Here is a 17091-nt window from a genome sequence, read left to right as displayed (position 1 = left end):
CATGTAACTTAAGTGTTAGCAATTAGACTGAAATGTGATTTTAGTATGGGTTTTAGTGTGATTTTGGATGATTTTAAAGCAGATGTTATGCGCTGAAGCAGGTTTAAATAGGCGCATATGCTTTATTTTAGAGATAAAAAATACAACCTCATTTAGAGTAATAATTAAATTAATTGATTCACAATAAAATTGTAATAAATTATTTATAGGTATATTAAGGCTGAATAATGGTCTTGTTGTGTATTAATAAAACAAATGGCGCTTGGTTTTTTTATAAAAAAAGCCTAACTGAGTTAGGCGTTTTATTTAAACTTTGTGCTTCATTAAGCGCTCTTTTTCGCGCGACCAGTCTTTATTTTTACCGTCTTCGCGTTTGTCATGCATTTTTTTACCTTTTGCTAAATGAAACTCAAGTTTCACCCAGCATTTTTTCCAATACATGGCTGTAGCCACTAATGAATAGCCGTCACGTTCAGTTGCTCCCACTAAGCGGTCTAGTTCTCGTCTGCTTAGTAAAAGCTTTCGGTAACGCATAGGGTCGCAAATAACGTGAGTAGAGGCACTATTTAATGGTTGAATTTGACTACCAAGTAAAAATGCTTCGCCGTTTTTAAGGTGTATATAAGTTTCAGAGATATTTACTTTACCAGCTCGGATACTTTTTACTTCCCAGCCTTGTAGTTCGACACCTGCTTCAAACTTATCGTGTAAAAAATACTCATGTCGCGCTTTTTTGTTTAGCGCGATGGTATTGCTTGTCGATTTTGATGAATTTTTCTTAGCCATAGTGCCCTATAATATACGTAATGTGAGATGTTTTACATCGATTTTTAGTAATGATTTTAAAAAATTAGATCTAATTTATGCGTCATGAAAGTTTGGGGAAACGAACAAAGCTTGCTAAAATTCGCCCACACATTTGGGAGTGAGTATGCCACAAATAGAAAAAAGTGCGCTGGTTATGTACAGCACTAAAGAAATGTTTGATCTAGTTAATGATGTAGAAGCTTATTCTCAGTTTTTACCAAATTGTTCTGATTCAAAAATTGTTTCGCAGCAGCATAATAACATGACCGCGAGTATAGAAATATCTAAGGCGGGTATAAAAAAGTGGTTTACCACCGAAAACACCTTTATAGACGAACAAACCGTGTTATTAAAACTGGTTGATGGTCCATTTAAAACGCTTAAAGGGCGTTGGCATTTTCAAGCATTAGATGCCCATGCATGCAAAGTTTATTTAGAGCTTGAATTTGAATTTTCGAGCAAAATTATTGAGCTCGCGTTTGGTAAAATTTTTAATGATGTTGCAAAAAATATGGTAAGTGCCTTTACTTCGCGAGCTAAAGAAGTATACGGAGCGCGAATATGATTAACATTGAAGTTGTATTTGCTTTACCCACTACTGCAACCTGTTTATCGATTGAGGTGCAGCCGGGCTGCACGGCCGAACAAGCGGTTATTCAGTCGGGTATTATTGAAAAGTGCCCTGAAATAGACGCAAATGCACTTACATTAGGTGTATGGAATAGAACGGTTAAGGCAAACTACGAATTAAAAGATGGGGATCGTATTGAAATATACCGTCCATTAATTGCAGACCCTAAAGATGCACGAAGAAAACGCGCTGAAAAGGCAAAAGAAGAAGGCCGAGCCAATAAAATAACGGGCGGTCGGCCACTCGAGCGATAATTTAGGTATAAAAAAAGGTAAGCAAAGCTTACCTTTTTACTTTAGCGACAATATTATTGTTCTAAAGGGGTGTTAAAATTTTCTGGCTGATCGTAGTCACCTGAAAGCGAAACAAGTTTTTCATTTTCAAAGTTAATCACTAGCTCTTTATGTTGCTCGTTTTCACGGCCTTTATTGAAGCTGTAAACATAACGCCATGTGTTGTTATCAAAAGCATCTGTGGCAATAGGACGGCCTAATACATAAATAACTTGGTCTCGAGTCATGTTTACACGAAGCTTTTCAACATCCGATTGCTCTAAAAAGTTACCTTGAGGGATGTTTATTCTGTATACCCAGCTAGAGCAACCTGCTGCAGAGCTAAGTGTTAAAGCGACGATAAGCCAAAGAGAAAAAGTTTTTAACGACTGCATTGTTTGTTGTGATCCTTATTTTTTATAATCTGCATGATACCGATTAGTCACTGAAGGTAAAACCCTTTTAAGCAATTGTTTTGAGTTAAGGGTATTAAGGTAATATTTTGACCACCAATAATGAAAAAAGTTTACAAACCCTAGAGCCAAAAACACATACTTCAGGCACTTTATGGCACTTGTACATAGTGCAAACACGGTTTGGGCACTGGTATACCGGCATTACTACTAATGTAGGTAAGCGCTTTGCAACGCATCAAGCGGGTAAAGGGGCGAAAAATTTAAAAGGTAAAGGGCCTCTTATACTTATTCATCAGCAGGAAGTTGGGAGTAAAAGCGAAGCGAGTAAGCTTGAGTGTAAAATAAAAAAGTTACCAAGGGCAAAAAAAGAGGCTTATGTTTCAGCGTTTAAATCATCATAATGATGGTGCGCTAACTGTTTAATAAAGCCCTCTATTGCGAGTACGGTACTTACATACTTAGGTATATCAATGTGCTGTACGGTGTCTTTAGTTGTGTGGTGGTGAGGGTCGTGACCCATTCCAAAGTAAACATACGGTATGTTGTTTTGCGCAAATGAATAATGATCGCTTGCCTTATGCCAATCAATATTTTGTGATTTAATTAGCCGATTCATTTGTTTTGACGAATAGACAGGTTTGATTGTTATTTTAGTGTTATTTAAGGCGGTGAATACGGGCTTAAGTTTTTGTTTTAATGAGTAGGATGTTAATGCATACACGCGGGATTTATGTTTTTTCACCCCAAGCATATCTAAATTTATATTCATTAAAACGTTATTTGAGTTAAGCGTTTGTGCAAGGTGTTTACTGCCATGTAAGCCATTTTCTTCTGCGTCAGTTAATACAAATACCAATTCGTAAGGGAATTCTTTATTTTGTAACGAAGACGCCAAGTAAAGCAGGGCAGCAACGCCTGTTGCATTGTCGTTTGCCCCAAAATAATACTTCCCACCTCGCTTACCAAGGTGATCGTAATGGGCTGTAATAATTATTTTTTTACGTTGTGTAGATTTGGTGGGGACTGCAATAATATTAATGCCTTGTGCATGCTCAAAAATGCCTGACTTATAAGTAAACGTTTGCTCACTTACATTTAAGTTAAACTTAGAAAGCCTACTATGTAGGTATGCTCGCGTGTTTGCTGCACCTTCTGTTGCTGTTTTTCGGCCCATGAGCGCATTGCTTGCTAAATGGTTTAAATCATCAATAAGCTGCGTGTGTAGGGCACTTCCATAACTATTAGTGCACACACACATTAAAATTAAGCATAAAAAGTATTTAATGGTCATAGTTTTGCTGTTAATGAAAGTAATGCGTTTAATTTACTCTCATAACGTTTTTTGTCATGTAAAAAGTCAGCTTTTTTGCCTGCTTGTTCAAGATGGTATATCGCTTTTTGGGTGTTTCCCCATTTAAAGTACACGCTAGCTTGACCAAAGTGGCTTTCGTGTAATGAAGGCGCAAGGCTATAGGCTTTTTTATAATGTGCTAATGCAAGTGCAAAATTAGAATGTTCAAACTCGGTATTACCAAGGGATATATAGTAATAAGGGTTGTTTTGACGCTTGATGTGTAATTTTTTTAAGATGTCAGTACCTAACTTCGACCGGCCTGTTAACTGATACAAAGCAGCTAAGTTACCCTGTGCAGTATTGTTGTTTTGATTAAGCAATATTGCGTGGGTGTATGCTTGTTCTGCTTCAGCTAGGTAGTTTAACTGTCTAAACAACACGCCTAAGTTCCCCCATCCAGCACTAAAACTAGAGTCGACTTTAACTGCATTACGAAAGTAGTTATAAGCTAAGTCGTACTGCTTATTAACAAGTGCAATAGCCCCTTTATTGTTATAAAACATGGCTGTGATAGTGTTTTTGCTAATAGGTGTTGTTTTAAAGCGAGCCTGACGGCTATTAGGGTCAAAGTCTATTATTAAGCGTTTTTGGCCTTGGTAAATAAATACCGACTGGTTAGAAGGTTCAGTGGCGGTATCAATACTTAAGTTAATGTGGCCTGTCAGTAGGTTAAATCCATTGTTAAGAGCCCAATATTCTGGGATATGAACGTTATTAAACCGTGCTTTTATACCTAAATAGTCAGCAAGGCTATACGCTAAAATAGAGAGCGATAAGCAATTTGCATTTAAGTTTTTAAAGGTTTGTGATGCGGTGAGGGTTGCCCCCGATTGATATGAGAGCGAATCATCACCATTTTTAAGTAAAAAGCTCAATATATTGTGTGCTAGCGTTTGGGCAGATTGCTTACTTTTTAAATGGCTTTTGAGCTGCTGCTTGAGGCTGTCGCTAAGAGTAAATATTTCTTCTGGTGATTCTAGAGTATGTGACTCAAACGAATTTATTTGGAGCAGTTTAACTGGTGGTGCGACAAGCGGTGTTGAACTGCATGCGCTCAGCGTAAACAGCCCTACAAATATGATCAAAAACTTAAATTGATTGGTTTGCATAACCACCTCCAAACTAATTGTAGTCGCAATTTTGTTCAGAGGAGGTGTTTAATACCAATTCGCGTTGATATCAACCCATTGGGATCATTGATTAAGCGAATTGTTATAGTTCAGAGGTTTTAATGGTGCTTTTCAAAGGTTGCCACTAAGGCATCTAATGTTTGAGCGCTGCTTGCTAGGTCACGAATAGCTTGCTCAGTATTCATCTGCTCACTCATGGCGTTGTCGCTAATTTCGCTAATTTGCTCAATGTTACGCCCTACATCAGCTACTACATTACTTTGTTGTTCGGTAGCCGTTGCAATTAGGGTTGCCATGTCATTTATTTGATTAGATGTTTCGCTAATCACATCAAGTAACTCAACGGAGTTTTGCATTGCCCCCACACTTTGCTGCGCTTTATCTTTTGATTGGCTAATATCTTTTACTACGTCATCTGATATTTGGGTCAGCTCTTCAATCATTGATTGAATTTCGTTGGTTGATTGTGAAGTGCGGTTTGCCAGCGCTCTTACCTCATCGGCAACAACAGCAAACCCTCTACCATGCTCACCAGCACGAGCAGATTCTATTGCCGCATTTAACGCCAATAGATTTGTTTGTTCTGAAATACTGCGAATCGCATCAATAATACTAGCAATATCAACCGTCTTTTTAGAGAGCAGTGACACTTGCTCTGTTATGCCGTCAATGTCGCTTGCAAGCGCAGAGATGGTTGCTTGGCTTTGCATTACCTGATTGTGGCTTTGCATTGTGTTTTCGCGACTGCTATCGGTAAGCTTGGCGGCGTTAGCTGCGCTTTGAGCAATCTCTTGCACTGTTGCACCCATTTGGTTAATGGCTGCGGCTACAGAAATAGTTTGTTCTTTTTGGCTGTCTATAGCCTGAGAATTACGTTTAGCTTGTTCAAACACATGGTCAGAACTGCGCTTTATATCATGGCTTTCTGTAGCAACTTGGCCAATGGCTACTTCAATTTTACTAATAAACTGATTAAAGCCCGCGCTTAAGTTATTAAGCTCGGCTTGGCTTGATTCGGGTAACCTGTATGCTAAGTTTGCGTCGCCAGAACCTAAACGAGAGAATAATTCGCCCATTTTAAATAACGGCGAAGACAACGAACGCGCTAATAAGTAACTAATTAGGCTAGCAATTAAGGCAATGATTAAAGTAAATGTAAATATTTGCCACTGAAGCGTGCTTACACTTGCAAATACTTCACTCTTTGGTACTTGAGCCACAATAAATAAGTCGGTGTTTTCTATCGGGGTTGCTGCTACAAGGGTGGCTTGGCCATCGAGTTCGATTTCTTTTAACCTAAATCCGTTTGAGCTTAATATTTGATTACTGATATTCGCTCCATACACCGAATCAACATTTGCTTTTGCTACTTTACTTGAATCTTTGTGCAATTGAATAAGGCCGCTTTTATCAGCAATAAATACAAACCCTGTTTGCTCAATTTTAAATTGTTGCAGTAGCTTTTGCATGTCAGTGATACTTTTTGCAAGTCCTGCTAAACCTTTACCATTTACTTGTTGGTGGTTAATGAACATTTTTACGTCGTTCACTGACTCTTGGTAAATACTGATAGAGTAGGGTTTTCTTGATTCTTTGAAAGCAAAAAACCACCCATCGGCTTCATCGTTTTTTAGTACGCGTAAAAAGCCCTCTTGATTCCAGTATTGTGCGGTGTTTCGGTTAGCCCACGATGCAGTGGCTAGGTCGTATTGTTCTACCAAGCGGTTAAGCTCTTTTAAAAGCAATGCATCGTTATTATTAGTTTGTGACCATTGTAAAATAAACTCGTTAGATGAGAGTTGCTCTGCAGCACCAATTAGCATATTTATTTCACCACCAATGTGGTTACTAATTGTTTGCAACTTACCTGGTAGCTCTGACTCAATCATGCGTTGTTCTATTATATCTTCAGAACTGTATAACGATGTAATACCAATGAGTGCTGCAACAAAAATAGCGATGCCACTGCCAAGTGCTGTGATTTTTTGGGTAATAGAGAGTTTTTGTATCATTTTATAATAATTTTTTACAACGAAGTAGAATATGATGTTAGCACACAATTTATTTAGAGTTAAATAATGCGAATGAACATGAAAATAGCCCTTTTTTAACTAAACTATAGGGCATAAAAAAGCCCACACGCAAAGCATGTGAGCTTGGTTTCTAACAAGCGAAACTTAAAGGATAACGTTAAACAATTTTTTTCATGGCTGACATGTAGCCACGTAATTTAGCGCCTACTATTTCAACCGGGTGCTCACGCAGCGCTGTATTAATTTCAATTAACGCTTTGTTGTCTACCTGGTTACTTTGCTCACCTAAGCCTTTACCAATTACATCTGTGTCAATATTTTTCATAAAGTCAGCAAGTAATGGTAAGCAAGCATGGTTATATAAGTAACACCCATATTCAGCAGTGTCTGAAATAGTACGATTCATTTCAAATAACTTTTTACGTGCAATGGTATTAGCAATCAGCGGTGTTTCGTGAAGCGACTCGTAGTATGCTGACTCTTCAATAATGCCTGCCGCTGTCATAGTTTCGAACGCAAGTTCAACACCTGCTTTAACCATAGCGACCATCAAAATACCGTTGTCGAAGAATTCTTGTTCTGAAATTTCTACATCACCAGCGGGTGTTTTTTCAAAATTAGTTTCAGCTGTTTCTGCGCGCCATTTAAGAAGGTTAGCATCATCGTTTGCCCAATCTTCCATCATTACACGTGAAAATGTACCGTCGATGATGTCGTCTTGGTGCTTATTATAAAGTGGACGCATAATAACTTTTAGCTCTTCACTAAGTTCAAATGCTTTCACTTTTGCTGGGTTAGATAAACGGTCAAGCATGTTTGTTACGCCGCCGTATTTAAGAGCTTCTGTGATCACTTCCCAACCAAATTGAATTAGTTTAGATGCGTAACCTGCATCAATTCCTTTTTCAATCATTTTGTCAAAACATAAAATAGAACCCGTTTGTAACATGCCGCATAAAATAGTTTGCTCACCCATAAGGTCTGATTTAACTTCAGCAATGAATGACGATTTAAGCACGCCTGCGCGGTCACCACCTGTGCCAGCAGCGTAGGCTTTAGCTTGTGCTAGGCCATGACCTTGTGGGTCGTTTTCTGGGTGAACGGCAATAAGTGTTGGTACACCAAAACCACGTTTGTACTCTTCACGTACTTCAGAACCTGGGCATTTAGGTGCAACCATGATTACAGTGATGTCTTCGCGAACCTGCATGCCTTCTTCAACAATATTAAAGCCGTGTGAGTAAGCAAGTGTAGAACCTTGCTTCATTAACGGCATGATGGCGTTAACGACTGCTGTGTGTTGTTTATCTGGCGTTAAATTAAGTACTACGTCAGCTGTTGGAATTAGCTCTTGGTAAGTACCTACAGTAAAGCCGTTTTCAGATGCGTTTAAAAATGATTGGCGGCGCTCAGCAATAGCTGAATCGCGTAACGTATAAGACACGTCTAAACCTGAATCGCGTAGATTAAGGCCTTGGTTTAAACCTTGTGCGCCACAGCCTACAATAACTAGTTTTTTACCTTTAAGTGCGTTAACACCGTCTGTAAATTCGCTTGCGTCCATAAATTCACATTGCGCTAATTGTGCTAATTGTTCGCGTAAAGGTAAGGTATTAAAGTAATTCGCCATTGTTAGTGTCCTATAAATATGTTTGTTAGATGCGCTGTATTTTGCGCTTGTAAACACCATATTTAAAAATGTTACTTGCGTAAAATGATATATTTGAATTAAAGTATTTCAAAATATGAAATACTGGTGTTGCTATGGATCATAAGCATTTAAAATATTTTTTAGCGTTGGCTAAAACACTGCACTTTGCTAGAGCAAGTGAGCTTTGCCATGTGAGTGCGCCTACATTAAGTCGTAATATTAAACACCTAGAAGAAGAGGTGGGCGTTGCGCTATTTATGCGCGATAACCGCAGTGTAAAATTAACAAAAGAGGGAGAGTCTTTTATTGATTACGCCACTGCTACCCTCGCTAACTGGCAACGATTTAAAGCTAATGTGAAAGAGCCACAGCAACATATTTATGGAAAAGTCAGTATTTATTGCTCTGTTACCGCGTCATATAGTTTTTTGCATCAAATTTTAGAGCAACTCAGAGCGCAGCATCAGTATATAGAAATAACTTTAAATACGGGCGACCCTGCACTAGCTATAAACCGTGTGCTCGATGGTCATGAATCAATGGCAATAGCAGCTAAACCCGGCAAATTACCCGCGCAAATTGCTTTTGTAGATATAGGCCATTCACCATTAGTGCTTATTGGTCCAAAAGTTCAATGTACGATTACTGAAAAATTAACATCAAACAATACAGAGCTTGATTGGTCTGAATTAGAGTTTATTGTGCCTGAACAAGGCTTTTCTAGACAGCGCTTAGAAATGTGGTGGCGAAAAAACAATATTCACGGAAAAATTTATGCACAAGTGGCGGGGCATGAGGCAATGGTGTCTATGGTTAGCCTAGGATTTGGTGTAGCAATGGTTCCTAAAATAGTATTAGATAACAGCCCACTAAAAGACAAAGTACAGATACTCACACCAAAAATGCAAGCCCCTGAAGGCTTTGACATTGGCTTAGCCGTTTTAAGAAAAGAGCTCAACGACCCCGCTATTAGTGCTTTGTGGAATATTGCACAAACTTTAGACGCAAAAGCGATTTAGATTTTTTTACCGTTAAATAAGTTCATAAAATAGTATTATTATGGCTTGCGTAAAGGTTTACTATTACTTAACATTGAATGCTAATAATAAAAATGACGCTTGAGAGTTCTTTATGAATAATGCTGTATCACTTTCTCATTCCGCTCAGTATTTAAAAAAAGCAGTACCCATGATGGTGAAGTACCGTATGCCGGTAACACCTATTAATTATGCTATTTGGTATTGCTATTTTCAGGGTAATAAACCGTCTTTAAACATTGAATTAGATCAAGTTATTTCAGAGCACCAAACATGCACTCAAAGTAAAGCAAAAGAAATATTTGATAAGCACCTTAGTGATGAAGATTTAGCTCTTTTTCAGGAAATGTCGGATAAATTTCATAATACGGTTGAAAATATCCAGCAAGATATAAGTATCACACTTGGTCATTCTAAAAGTTTCAGTACTTCGCTTATTGACTCGCAGAACGAAATAAACAGCCTGATAGATACTAACTCTTTTAACGATATTCTTGGTTGTGTTGAGCGTTTGACTGATGAGTCTATTGCAATGCAAGACTCTGCTCGTGAATTTCAAACAAAGCTATCGGTTGCATATAATGAAATTAAAGACTTAAAAGAAGCGCTTAATCTTTCTAAAGAAGCTGCCGACACAGACCCGTTAACAGGTTTTTATAACAGAGGTAAATTTGACTCTGATATTAATGACTTTTGCCGTGAGTACTCAGAGCAAACGACAGAAAGCTCCCTTGCTGCACTGATTATGTTTGATATTGATCACTTTAAACGATTTAACGATGACTTTGGCCACCAAAAAGGCGATGAAGTTATTAAACTGGTGGCAAAAAAAGTAAAAGAAAACTTAACTGACAAAGCAAAAGTGTATCGCTACGGCGGAGAAGAGTTTTGTATTACTGCCTATTTTGACACCATAAATGATTTAGTTGCTTTTGCTGAGTGTATAAGGCAAGAAATTGCGAAATTAGCTATTCGTAAAAAACAAGATGTAAATAACAAACGTGCAATATCAGCAAGCTTTGGTTTAGCTATGCTACGACCGTTCACAAAAAGCTCAGTGCTGGTTGAGCGTGCAGATAGAGCACTTTATATTGCTAAGACACATGGACGCAACCGAGTAGAAATAGCCCCTGATATCTAATTATTATAAGGGGTTTAAACTTTTACTTTGTGTATAAAAAGTGTGAATGATTGTAATCAGCTACAGATAGTTTTAGGTAACCTTGTTACTATCCGTAAATGAATAATTTTATGTTCTGATTTACGCTGATGCGGTTTAATTTCTTTCTATTTACCATTCTTTGTTTAAATTTTTTGCTCACTTGTTTTACATTAAGTGCCAAGCCAAATACGTATTCGGATCAAGAGTTCTCAGAGCAGCATGTTCAATCTCATCAGCTAATTTTTAGTATTAACGCAGGGGTCGGTGTGATCACTAATCCTTTGCGTGGTGGTGATAATGTTCCTTTAGTCGTTATTCCTCAAATAGCGTTTTATGCTGAAGATTGGTTTTTTGATAATGGTCGTTTAGGCTATTCTTTACTTCAAACTTCTAAACACCAATTTAACGTTGTTAGCGAGCTTAATACTGAGTCTCGTTTTTTTATAGATTGGCATCCAAGTAATGTGCTTACGCTGCAAAGCAGCAGTGCAAATAGCCCATTTTATTTGCAGGCTGCAGAGGCCTCATCAGTAAAAAATGTTAATTTAAATGACCTACATAAACGCAACCTAGCCTTAGACACAGGGCTTGCTTATCATTATGTGAGTGATCACCATGTGTTTTCTGTTCAACTACAGCATGATGTGACAAATGTTTATAACGGTGTTCGCGGTGCATTACAGTGGCAATACCATACTCAACTTGGGCCCGTAAATATTAAACCATCGTTTGGTTTAAATTATAAATCTGCGGAACTAAATACCTATTATTATGGCCTTAAAGACGGCGAAACTTTATTGGGCGAAGTTGAGGTTGCCAGCAGTTGGCAACCTTATGCAAAAATTGATGGGCGATTACCCTTAAGAGATGAATATTCTGTTCGTTTCCATTTAGCTTATTATGACTACTCGGCTATTAATGATAGTCCGCTTTTAGAGCGTGACTATTCAATGACTGCATTTATAGGATTCGAACGCACTTTTTAATATGAAACAATTAATGGTCATTTTATTTTTAGCGCCACTACTTATCCCCCTCAGTAATGCGCAAGCTGCGTCGTTTAATGTGTCACCCAAAGTATGTGTCATTTCTCAGGTACAGGACTTTTGCGATCTTGATTTAAAGTTTGAATGGCAGGGCGATGTGGTGGGGGACGTTTGCATATATGAACAGAGTAAAAAGATACATTGCTGGCAACAGCAGCGCGCAGGAGAGTTTAATTATAAAGCGCGTGTTCAGGTCGAAACCATATACTCCTTAATCAATTCGAAATCTGGCGTGTTAATAGCTAAAGCACAGGTTGAAGTACAAAGTACTCATGTACAAAAAAGTAGGCGTCGGCTTCGTTCACCATGGAGCTTTTTTTAATTTAGGAGCAATCAATGCCAAAAATTCTACTTGTTGAAGATGATCTTGGTTTACAGCAACTCACAAAAGATTACCTTGAACATAATGGATTAGAAGTCGCAGTTTTAGAACGTGGTGATGAGGTGTTTAGTTATTTAGAAAATAATCACGCCGATTTAATGATCTTAGATGTTATGTTGCCGGGCAAAGATGGATTTAGCGTGTGTCGTCAAGTGCGTGATAAGTTTTCTTTACCAATTTTAATGTTAACCGCTAAAAGCGAAGATTTTGACCAAGTATTGGGTTTAGAACTTGGCGCAGATGATTATGTTATTAAACCAGCTGAGCCTCGTGTGTTACTCGCAAGAGTCAATGCGCTATTACGCCGAGGTCAAACAGTGACAAAAACGAGTGAAGAATTACAGTTTGGTGATTTAATCATTGATAAGACCAGCCGTATAGTGCAATTATCTGACAAAGAGATTGTGTTAACGTCACATGAGTTTGAGTTACTTTGGTTGTTAGCCTCAAACGCTGGCCAAGTGCTTAGTAGAGAGCATGTACACCAACATATGATTGGTCGCCAATATGACGGGCTCGATCGCACCGTTGATGTTCGAGTGTCGCGTATTCGAAAAAAGCTGGGTGATAATAGCGACAAGCCATTTCGTATAAAAACAGTATGGGGTCAAGGCTACTTATTTGTTTCCGATGCGTGGGATCTTTAAATACAAGGTTAATAGGCATTAATGGGAAAGCTGTTTGCAAGTTTATATATTTATATTGTGGTTTCATTGTTTGTTGTTAGCGGTGTTATAGAACAATTATGGCCATATGATGAATCGCAACAGCACGTTTTTCTTGATGACGAATTTGGGCAGTCGCTTTGGCTGCTTTCACAAACACCCAATGGATTAGCAAAATTAAAGGAGCACTACAAAAGCCTTGTTATTAGCCGTGCTGATTTAGCACTACCTCAAGAACAACTGGCTCAGTTAAATAGTCAGCACTATCTATATTTATATGACAAACAACAGCGAGTTGTTTGGTATATTACCCTCAATGACAATGAGCTTTTGCAGGTAGGGCCTATAGGATTAGATACCCCCGTAACGACCTCTGTATGGCCATACGTATTATTGCTCACTATTGTGGGGATTCCTGTAGGCTTATGGAGTTTTCTACTTTGGCGTGACTTCTCTAAATTGCGTAATGCTTGTAAAGCCGTTGAAGGTGCTCAAGACTTTCAACTCTCTGATACTTCCAAATCGTTTTTTTTACCAATTACTGAAACACTCAGTTTAATGCAACAACGCATCAGTTTTTTATTAAACGCTCAACAAGAGCTGACTTCGTCGGTTTCTCATGAATTTAGAACCCCCTTAGCTCGCTTAAAGTTTGCAACAGTAATGCTAGATGAACGTTTATCAGATGAAAAAAGTGAAGTTTATATTGCTAATATGAACAGCGATATTAATGAGCTTGAAAGTTTAGTTTCTGAGATGCTTGATTACGCAAAACTAGACTCTCAACAACCTAGCCTACAACCATACCCAACTAATTTGGTTGAGTTAATAAAAGTTAGCGTTGAAAAGCTTAATTTTGATAAGAAAATTAATTTGGATGAAGCATTACCAAGCAGCCTGATTTACCAATGTGATCCGCATTTTATGGCGCGCGCTTTTCAAAATTTAATTGGTAATGCAATTAAATACGCTAATAGCCAAGTTAAAATATCGCTTGTTACTCAGCATAACGAAGTACAGTTTGTAATTGAAGATGATGGCAGGGGCATTGCTGAAATAGAGCGAGAAAACGTATTTAAGCCCTTTACGCGGCTTGATAAAAGTAGAGGCAAAAAAACAGGTGGATTTGGCCTTGGGTTAGCGATTGTTGCTAAAATTATTGCTTGGCATCAGGGAAGTTATCGTATTGAACATTCGTCTTTAGGTGGAGCAAAGTTCATTATTAGCTTACCCATAGAGCAAAACTAAAAAATAAAAAAAGCGCCAAAAGGCGCTTTTTTTGTGGTTAAAACCAAAATCAACAAGTAGCAATTAAATAGACCGCCAATTTATAAAATAGTTTCGTAAAATTTTATTTTTTTTCTAGCAATGGCATAAGCATTTGCTCTAAGCCATTTAGCTTAACCTCGTACATCATAGCTAACTGACTGCCTAGTTTTGAATCTGGAAAACCTTGCTGTTTAAACCAAACTAAGTAAGGTTCGGGAAGTAATAATAATGGACGACCTGAATATTTTCCAAACGGCATTTTAGTGTTTATGGCAATTTTTAATTGTTCCGGATCCATAGGTTTGCTTTTAAGTGTATCAATGGGGTTAGTGTAAGGTATTTTAGAGTAATAAAATAGGCTGTGACGGGCAAGAAACAGCCTATTGAGTGAGGGAGTAGGCCCTCTGATTTAAGAATTTTTGTTGGTGTAAAAAGCCCGACACAACTTTTGTTAGCTGGAGTCTAACTAGGTTGTATTTAACATGGGTTATATTTAACCAACGAAGACAGTTTACCTGTTTTTTGCAGACGTGGTGCATGCACTTGTAAAGGAATGTAAATACAATTGCTTTTTATTTATTTACTAATGAAAAAGAATTGTTTTTTTGCCTTTACACTTAGTAAATACTATTTTTCACCAAACAATTCTTGTTTTACATGTTCAGCAAAACCACTACCGGCTTCTAAGTAAAAGTTATACGTTGAGTGCACACCCATACTTTCAAGCTCTTTTTGTTGATCTGGGTAGTTTGCAATTGCAGTAACTTGCCCTGTGTAACCTGACGCTTGAAGCTGCTCTAATGCAAAAATGTTCTGCATGTGTTTTGGCATTGCTAACATGACCATTTCAACGTGAGAGTGGTTTACACGTTGCCAAAAGTCAGGGTCGGTAGCGTCTGCAATCAGTACTTTACGGCCTCTACTTATATGTTTATCGACAACTTCGGGTTTTATATCTATACCCGCTACTAAATTGGGGTGAGTCATATTGATAGTTTCATAAGCACCGGTGCCAATACGGCCCATACCAAAAATAACAATTTTTGTATCATTAAGGTTTACTGGTAATTCTTCGGCTAGGCGTGTTTTGCTTTCAAACTTTACTAACCAGCTTTCTACTTTTACATATAATTCATTAGAGCGTTTGTTAAGGGGTGAGGCAATAACAAAGGTAATAGATACCGCAATAGCCATAACGGCTAACCATTCAGGGGTAATAATACCTGTTGAAGCTGCAACAGCACATACAATCAAGCCAAATTCACTGTAGTTAGATAAGGTAAATGCGGTAAGTAGCGAGGTACGTGCACGTAGTTTAAACGCATTCGTGAACACATAATAAAGAATAACTTTAACAGGGAGTACAAAAATAAGCACAATGGCAATGATAAGTGAATCAACTGTTAATTCAGCATTTAAACCAATGCTTAAGAAAAAACCGACAAGTAAAATATCTTTTAAGTTGAGTAAGGATTTTGATAGCTCGCCCGCTTTTTTATGTGGAGCAAACATCATGCCTATGATCAACGCACCTAAATCACCTTTAAGGCCTGCAAATTCAAATGCGTTATAACCAGCAACAAGCGCAAAAAAGAAACCAAATAAGGGCAGCAGTTCACCATGCTTAGAACGGTTGAGCATAAAATACATAATAGGGCGTATTAAAGGCAAGGCAATAATAATAGCTAGCGCCCAAATGTTCGGTACTTTTCCTGTACTAATAGCTAAAAATATAACCGCGAAAATATCTTGCATTACAAGTATACCAATAGCGATTTTACCGTGTAGGCTGGCCATTTCACCGCGCTCTTCTAATACTTTTACCGCAAATACAGTGCTTGAAAAGCTAAGAGCAAAGCCGACCAACAAGGCACTTTGCCAACTTAAGTCAACAAAAAGGGGCAGGGCAAACACACCTAATAACAACATGAAACCGCTAAAAATAGCGCTACTAAATATAATATGAAGGGAAGCAGGTGCCCACACTTGGGGTTTTATTAAGCTTTTTACTTTAAGTTTTAAGCCAATACTGAACAGCAATAAAGTAACGCCCAATGCGGCAATTGTATCAAGTAATTCTGTGCTTTTATAACCAGCTAGATTAAGCGCAAAGCCCGCCAGCAAAAAGCCAATAAGAGGGGGGAGTTTTAATTGATAAATGGCAAAACCACACACAAATGCGGTAGCAAAGTAGATTAGTTCCATAATACTTAAAATTACATCATTTGGTACTGCAGTGTAGCTAAAAACAGCGATTAATGAAAATTAAATTACCACTTGAGCTTTGTTTATTTAGTCGCTTTTAACACCTTGCTTGGATGATAAATGCACAAATTATGCGTATTTAACCCTTAAAAGCATTTAAATCCTACTTTTAAACTGACAACGGCTTTTAATTATGGTTAAGATGAGATAACGAAGGCGTTTAAGTTAGGGCATATTTAAGAGCGGCTCAGCTTAAGGAGAATTATATGTTTAAAAAGATTTTAGCATCAGTAGGTATTGGCGCGGCAAAAGTTGACACTATTTTAGAGACTGAACATCTGCAACCAGGACAACTTTTTAACGCTAATATTGTCATTACAGCAGGTGACGTTAGCCAAGAAATTGCAGGCTTAGATTTATTACTAATGACCCGTGTTAAAGTGGCTGGTGATGAAGGTGATTATTTTACTAATCATGTAATTGATCAATGGCGAATTACCGATATAGGTAAGTTGGAACCCGGTGACGTAAAAAGCATACCTTTTGAAGCGCGTTTGCATTCAGAAACACCGATCACTGAAATTAACGCGGGTTACAACCAGTCCCATGTTTGGTTAGAAACTGGACTAGATATTGATTTAGCACTAGATCCAACAGACAAAGACCATCTTCATATTTACCCAAATGAAGCAGTGAAAACGTGTATGCAGGCAATGGATAAATTAGGTTTTAGTTTATCTAAAGCCGATGTTGAAAAAGGTTTTTTACGTGCCTCTACGTTTGCTTCTGTTTCAGGGTGTTACCAAGAACTTGAATATAAACCTAACAGCAGAAGTTTATTTGGAATTCAAGAAATCGAGTTGTCATTTGTACCAGAGGCCCACAAAACTCACGTTTTAATTGAGCTCGACCGTGCATTTAGAGGCGATGGGTATATTGATGTAACCATTGAGCATGACCATGTAAACTTGTCTCAGTTATGTGATCAGTTAGAGCGTTTATTCGCTTAATACTTTTTATACTGTACAGCG

Annotated in this window: 18 protein-coding genes; 10 read left to right on the top strand and 8 right to left on the bottom strand. The window is 37.9% G+C overall.

The genetic code is table 11. The annotated features are described in order from the left end of the window. Nucleotides 1–306 precede the first annotated feature (306 nt). Nucleotides 307–786, bottom strand: coding sequence for an SsrA-binding protein SmpB (gene smpB / locus ATS72_RS06935; RefSeq protein ID WP_006793936.1), 480 nt, complete (start codon nt 784–786; stop codon nt 307–309). A gap of 145 nt (nt 787–931) precedes the next feature. On the opposite strand from smpB, the gene ATS72_RS06930 reads away from it, so the two are divergent. Together ATS72_RS06930 and ATS72_RS06925 are read left to right on the top strand one after the other, a co-directional pair. Then, nucleotides 932–1372, top strand: coding sequence for a ubiquinone-binding protein (locus ATS72_RS06930; protein ID WP_006793935.1), 441 nt, complete (start codon nt 932–934; stop codon nt 1370–1372). After that, the gene (locus tag ATS72_RS06925) at nt 1369–1692 is read left to right on the top strand and encodes an RnfH family protein (RefSeq protein WP_008130063.1); all 324 of its coding nucleotides are present in this window, start codon (nt 1369–1371) and stop codon (nt 1690–1692) included. The genes ATS72_RS06930 and ATS72_RS06925 overlap by 4 nt, the downstream gene beginning before the upstream one ends. Nucleotides 1693–1745: 53 nt before the next feature. Here the strand turns inward: ATS72_RS06925 and ATS72_RS06920 are convergent, their stop codons facing one another. After that, nucleotides 1746–2105: an outer membrane protein assembly factor BamE gene (locus ATS72_RS06920; RefSeq protein ID WP_006793933.1), complete on the bottom strand. Its 360-nt coding sequence runs from the start codon at nt 2103–2105 to the stop codon at nt 1746–1748. 107 nt (nt 2106–2212) lie between these two features. On the opposite strand from ATS72_RS06920, the gene ATS72_RS06915 reads away from it, so the two are divergent. Beyond that, nucleotides 2213–2527 carry a GIY-YIG nuclease family protein gene (locus ATS72_RS06915; RefSeq protein WP_039038523.1) on the top strand — a complete coding sequence of 105 codons (315 nt, stop codon included), beginning with the start codon at nt 2213–2215 and terminating at the stop codon, nt 2525–2527. On the opposite strand, the gene ATS72_RS06910 is transcribed toward ATS72_RS06915, so the two are convergent. From ATS72_RS06910 to ilvC, 4 genes are all read right to left on the bottom strand, one after another. After that, the gene (locus ATS72_RS06910) at nt 2500–3417 is read right to left on the bottom strand and encodes a M20/M25/M40 family metallo-hydrolase (RefSeq protein ID WP_074210151.1); all 918 of its coding nucleotides are present in this window, start codon (nt 3415–3417) and stop codon (nt 2500–2502) included. The genes ATS72_RS06915 and ATS72_RS06910 overlap by 28 nt on opposite strands. Continuing rightward, nucleotides 3414–4589: a tetratricopeptide repeat protein gene (locus ATS72_RS06905; RefSeq protein ID WP_058429526.1), complete on the bottom strand. Its 1176-nt coding sequence runs from the start codon at nt 4587–4589 to the stop codon at nt 3414–3416. The genes ATS72_RS06910 and ATS72_RS06905 overlap by 4 nt, the downstream gene beginning before the upstream one ends. A gap of 119 nt (nt 4590–4708) precedes the next feature. Next, nucleotides 4709–6622 (bottom strand): methyl-accepting chemotaxis protein, encoded by a 1914-nt coding sequence (locus ATS72_RS06900; protein ID WP_058429525.1) that lies wholly within the window; start codon nt 6620–6622, stop codon nt 4709–4711. A gap of 178 nt (nt 6623–6800) precedes the next feature. Beyond that, on the bottom strand, nt 6801–8273 hold the full coding sequence (gene ilvC / locus ATS72_RS06895) for a ketol-acid reductoisomerase (protein ID WP_010557222.1): 1473 nt from the start codon (nt 8271–8273) through the stop codon (nt 6801–6803). A 134-nt stretch (nt 8274–8407) separates the two neighbouring features. Here ilvC and ilvY point away from each other — a divergent pair, with 134 nt between their 5' ends. The 6 genes from ilvY (at nt 8408) to ATS72_RS06865 (ending at nt 13834) form a co-directional block, all read left to right on the top strand. After that, a complete protein-coding gene (gene ilvY / locus ATS72_RS06890) occupies nt 8408–9313 on the top strand; it encodes an HTH-type transcriptional activator IlvY (RefSeq protein WP_008130052.1) in 906 nt (301 codons plus the stop codon). A 112-nt stretch (nt 9314–9425) separates the two neighbouring features. Beyond that, nucleotides 9426–10472, top strand: coding sequence for a GGDEF domain-containing protein (locus tag ATS72_RS06885; protein ID WP_010557221.1), 1047 nt, complete (start codon nt 9426–9428; stop codon nt 10470–10472). 287 nt (nt 10473–10759) lie between these two features. Continuing rightward, a complete protein-coding gene (locus ATS72_RS06880; protein WP_082650913.1) occupies nt 10760–11479 on the top strand; it encodes a MipA/OmpV family protein in 720 nt (239 codons plus the stop codon). 1 nt (nt 11480) lies between these two features. Then, on the top strand, nt 11481–11861 hold the full coding sequence (locus tag ATS72_RS06875; protein WP_170865577.1) for a DUF3019 domain-containing protein: 381 nt from the start codon (nt 11481–11483) through the stop codon (nt 11859–11861). Between the two features lie 14 nt (nt 11862–11875). Next, nucleotides 11876–12568, top strand: a complete 693-nt coding sequence (locus ATS72_RS06870) for a response regulator (protein WP_008130048.1) — start codon at nt 11876–11878, stop codon at nt 12566–12568. A 21-nt stretch (nt 12569–12589) separates the two neighbouring features. After that, nucleotides 12590–13834 carry an ATP-binding protein gene (locus ATS72_RS06865; RefSeq protein WP_058429523.1) on the top strand — a complete coding sequence of 415 codons (1245 nt, stop codon included), beginning with the start codon at nt 12590–12592 and terminating at the stop codon, nt 13832–13834. A gap of 103 nt (nt 13835–13937) precedes the next feature. On the opposite strand, the gene ATS72_RS06860 is transcribed toward ATS72_RS06865, so the two are convergent. Together ATS72_RS06860 and ATS72_RS06855 are read right to left on the bottom strand one after the other, a co-directional pair. After that, a complete protein-coding gene (locus tag ATS72_RS06860; RefSeq protein WP_006793920.1) occupies nt 13938–14153 on the bottom strand; it encodes a DUF3820 family protein in 216 nt (71 codons plus the stop codon). Nucleotides 14154–14482: 329 nt separating this feature from the next. Further along, the gene (locus ATS72_RS06855; RefSeq protein WP_008128460.1) at nt 14483–16060 is read right to left on the bottom strand and encodes a cation:proton antiporter family protein; all 1578 of its coding nucleotides are present in this window, start codon (nt 16058–16060) and stop codon (nt 14483–14485) included. Between the two features lie 266 nt (nt 16061–16326). On the opposite strand from ATS72_RS06855, the gene ATS72_RS06850 reads away from it, so the two are divergent. After that, the gene (locus tag ATS72_RS06850; RefSeq protein ID WP_006793918.1) at nt 16327–17070 is read left to right on the top strand and encodes a sporulation protein; all 744 of its coding nucleotides are present in this window, start codon (nt 16327–16329) and stop codon (nt 17068–17070) included. Nucleotides 17071–17091: the final 21 nt, after the last annotated feature.

Source organism: Pseudoalteromonas sp. 13-15 (assembly GCF_001468205.2).
In the GTDB taxonomy this organism is placed as follows: domain Bacteria; phylum Pseudomonadota; class Gammaproteobacteria; order Enterobacterales; family Alteromonadaceae; genus Pseudoalteromonas; species Pseudoalteromonas marina.
The sequence above is the reverse complement of the archived record's forward strand: the minus strand, read 5'-3'. Positions and strand labels throughout refer to the sequence as shown.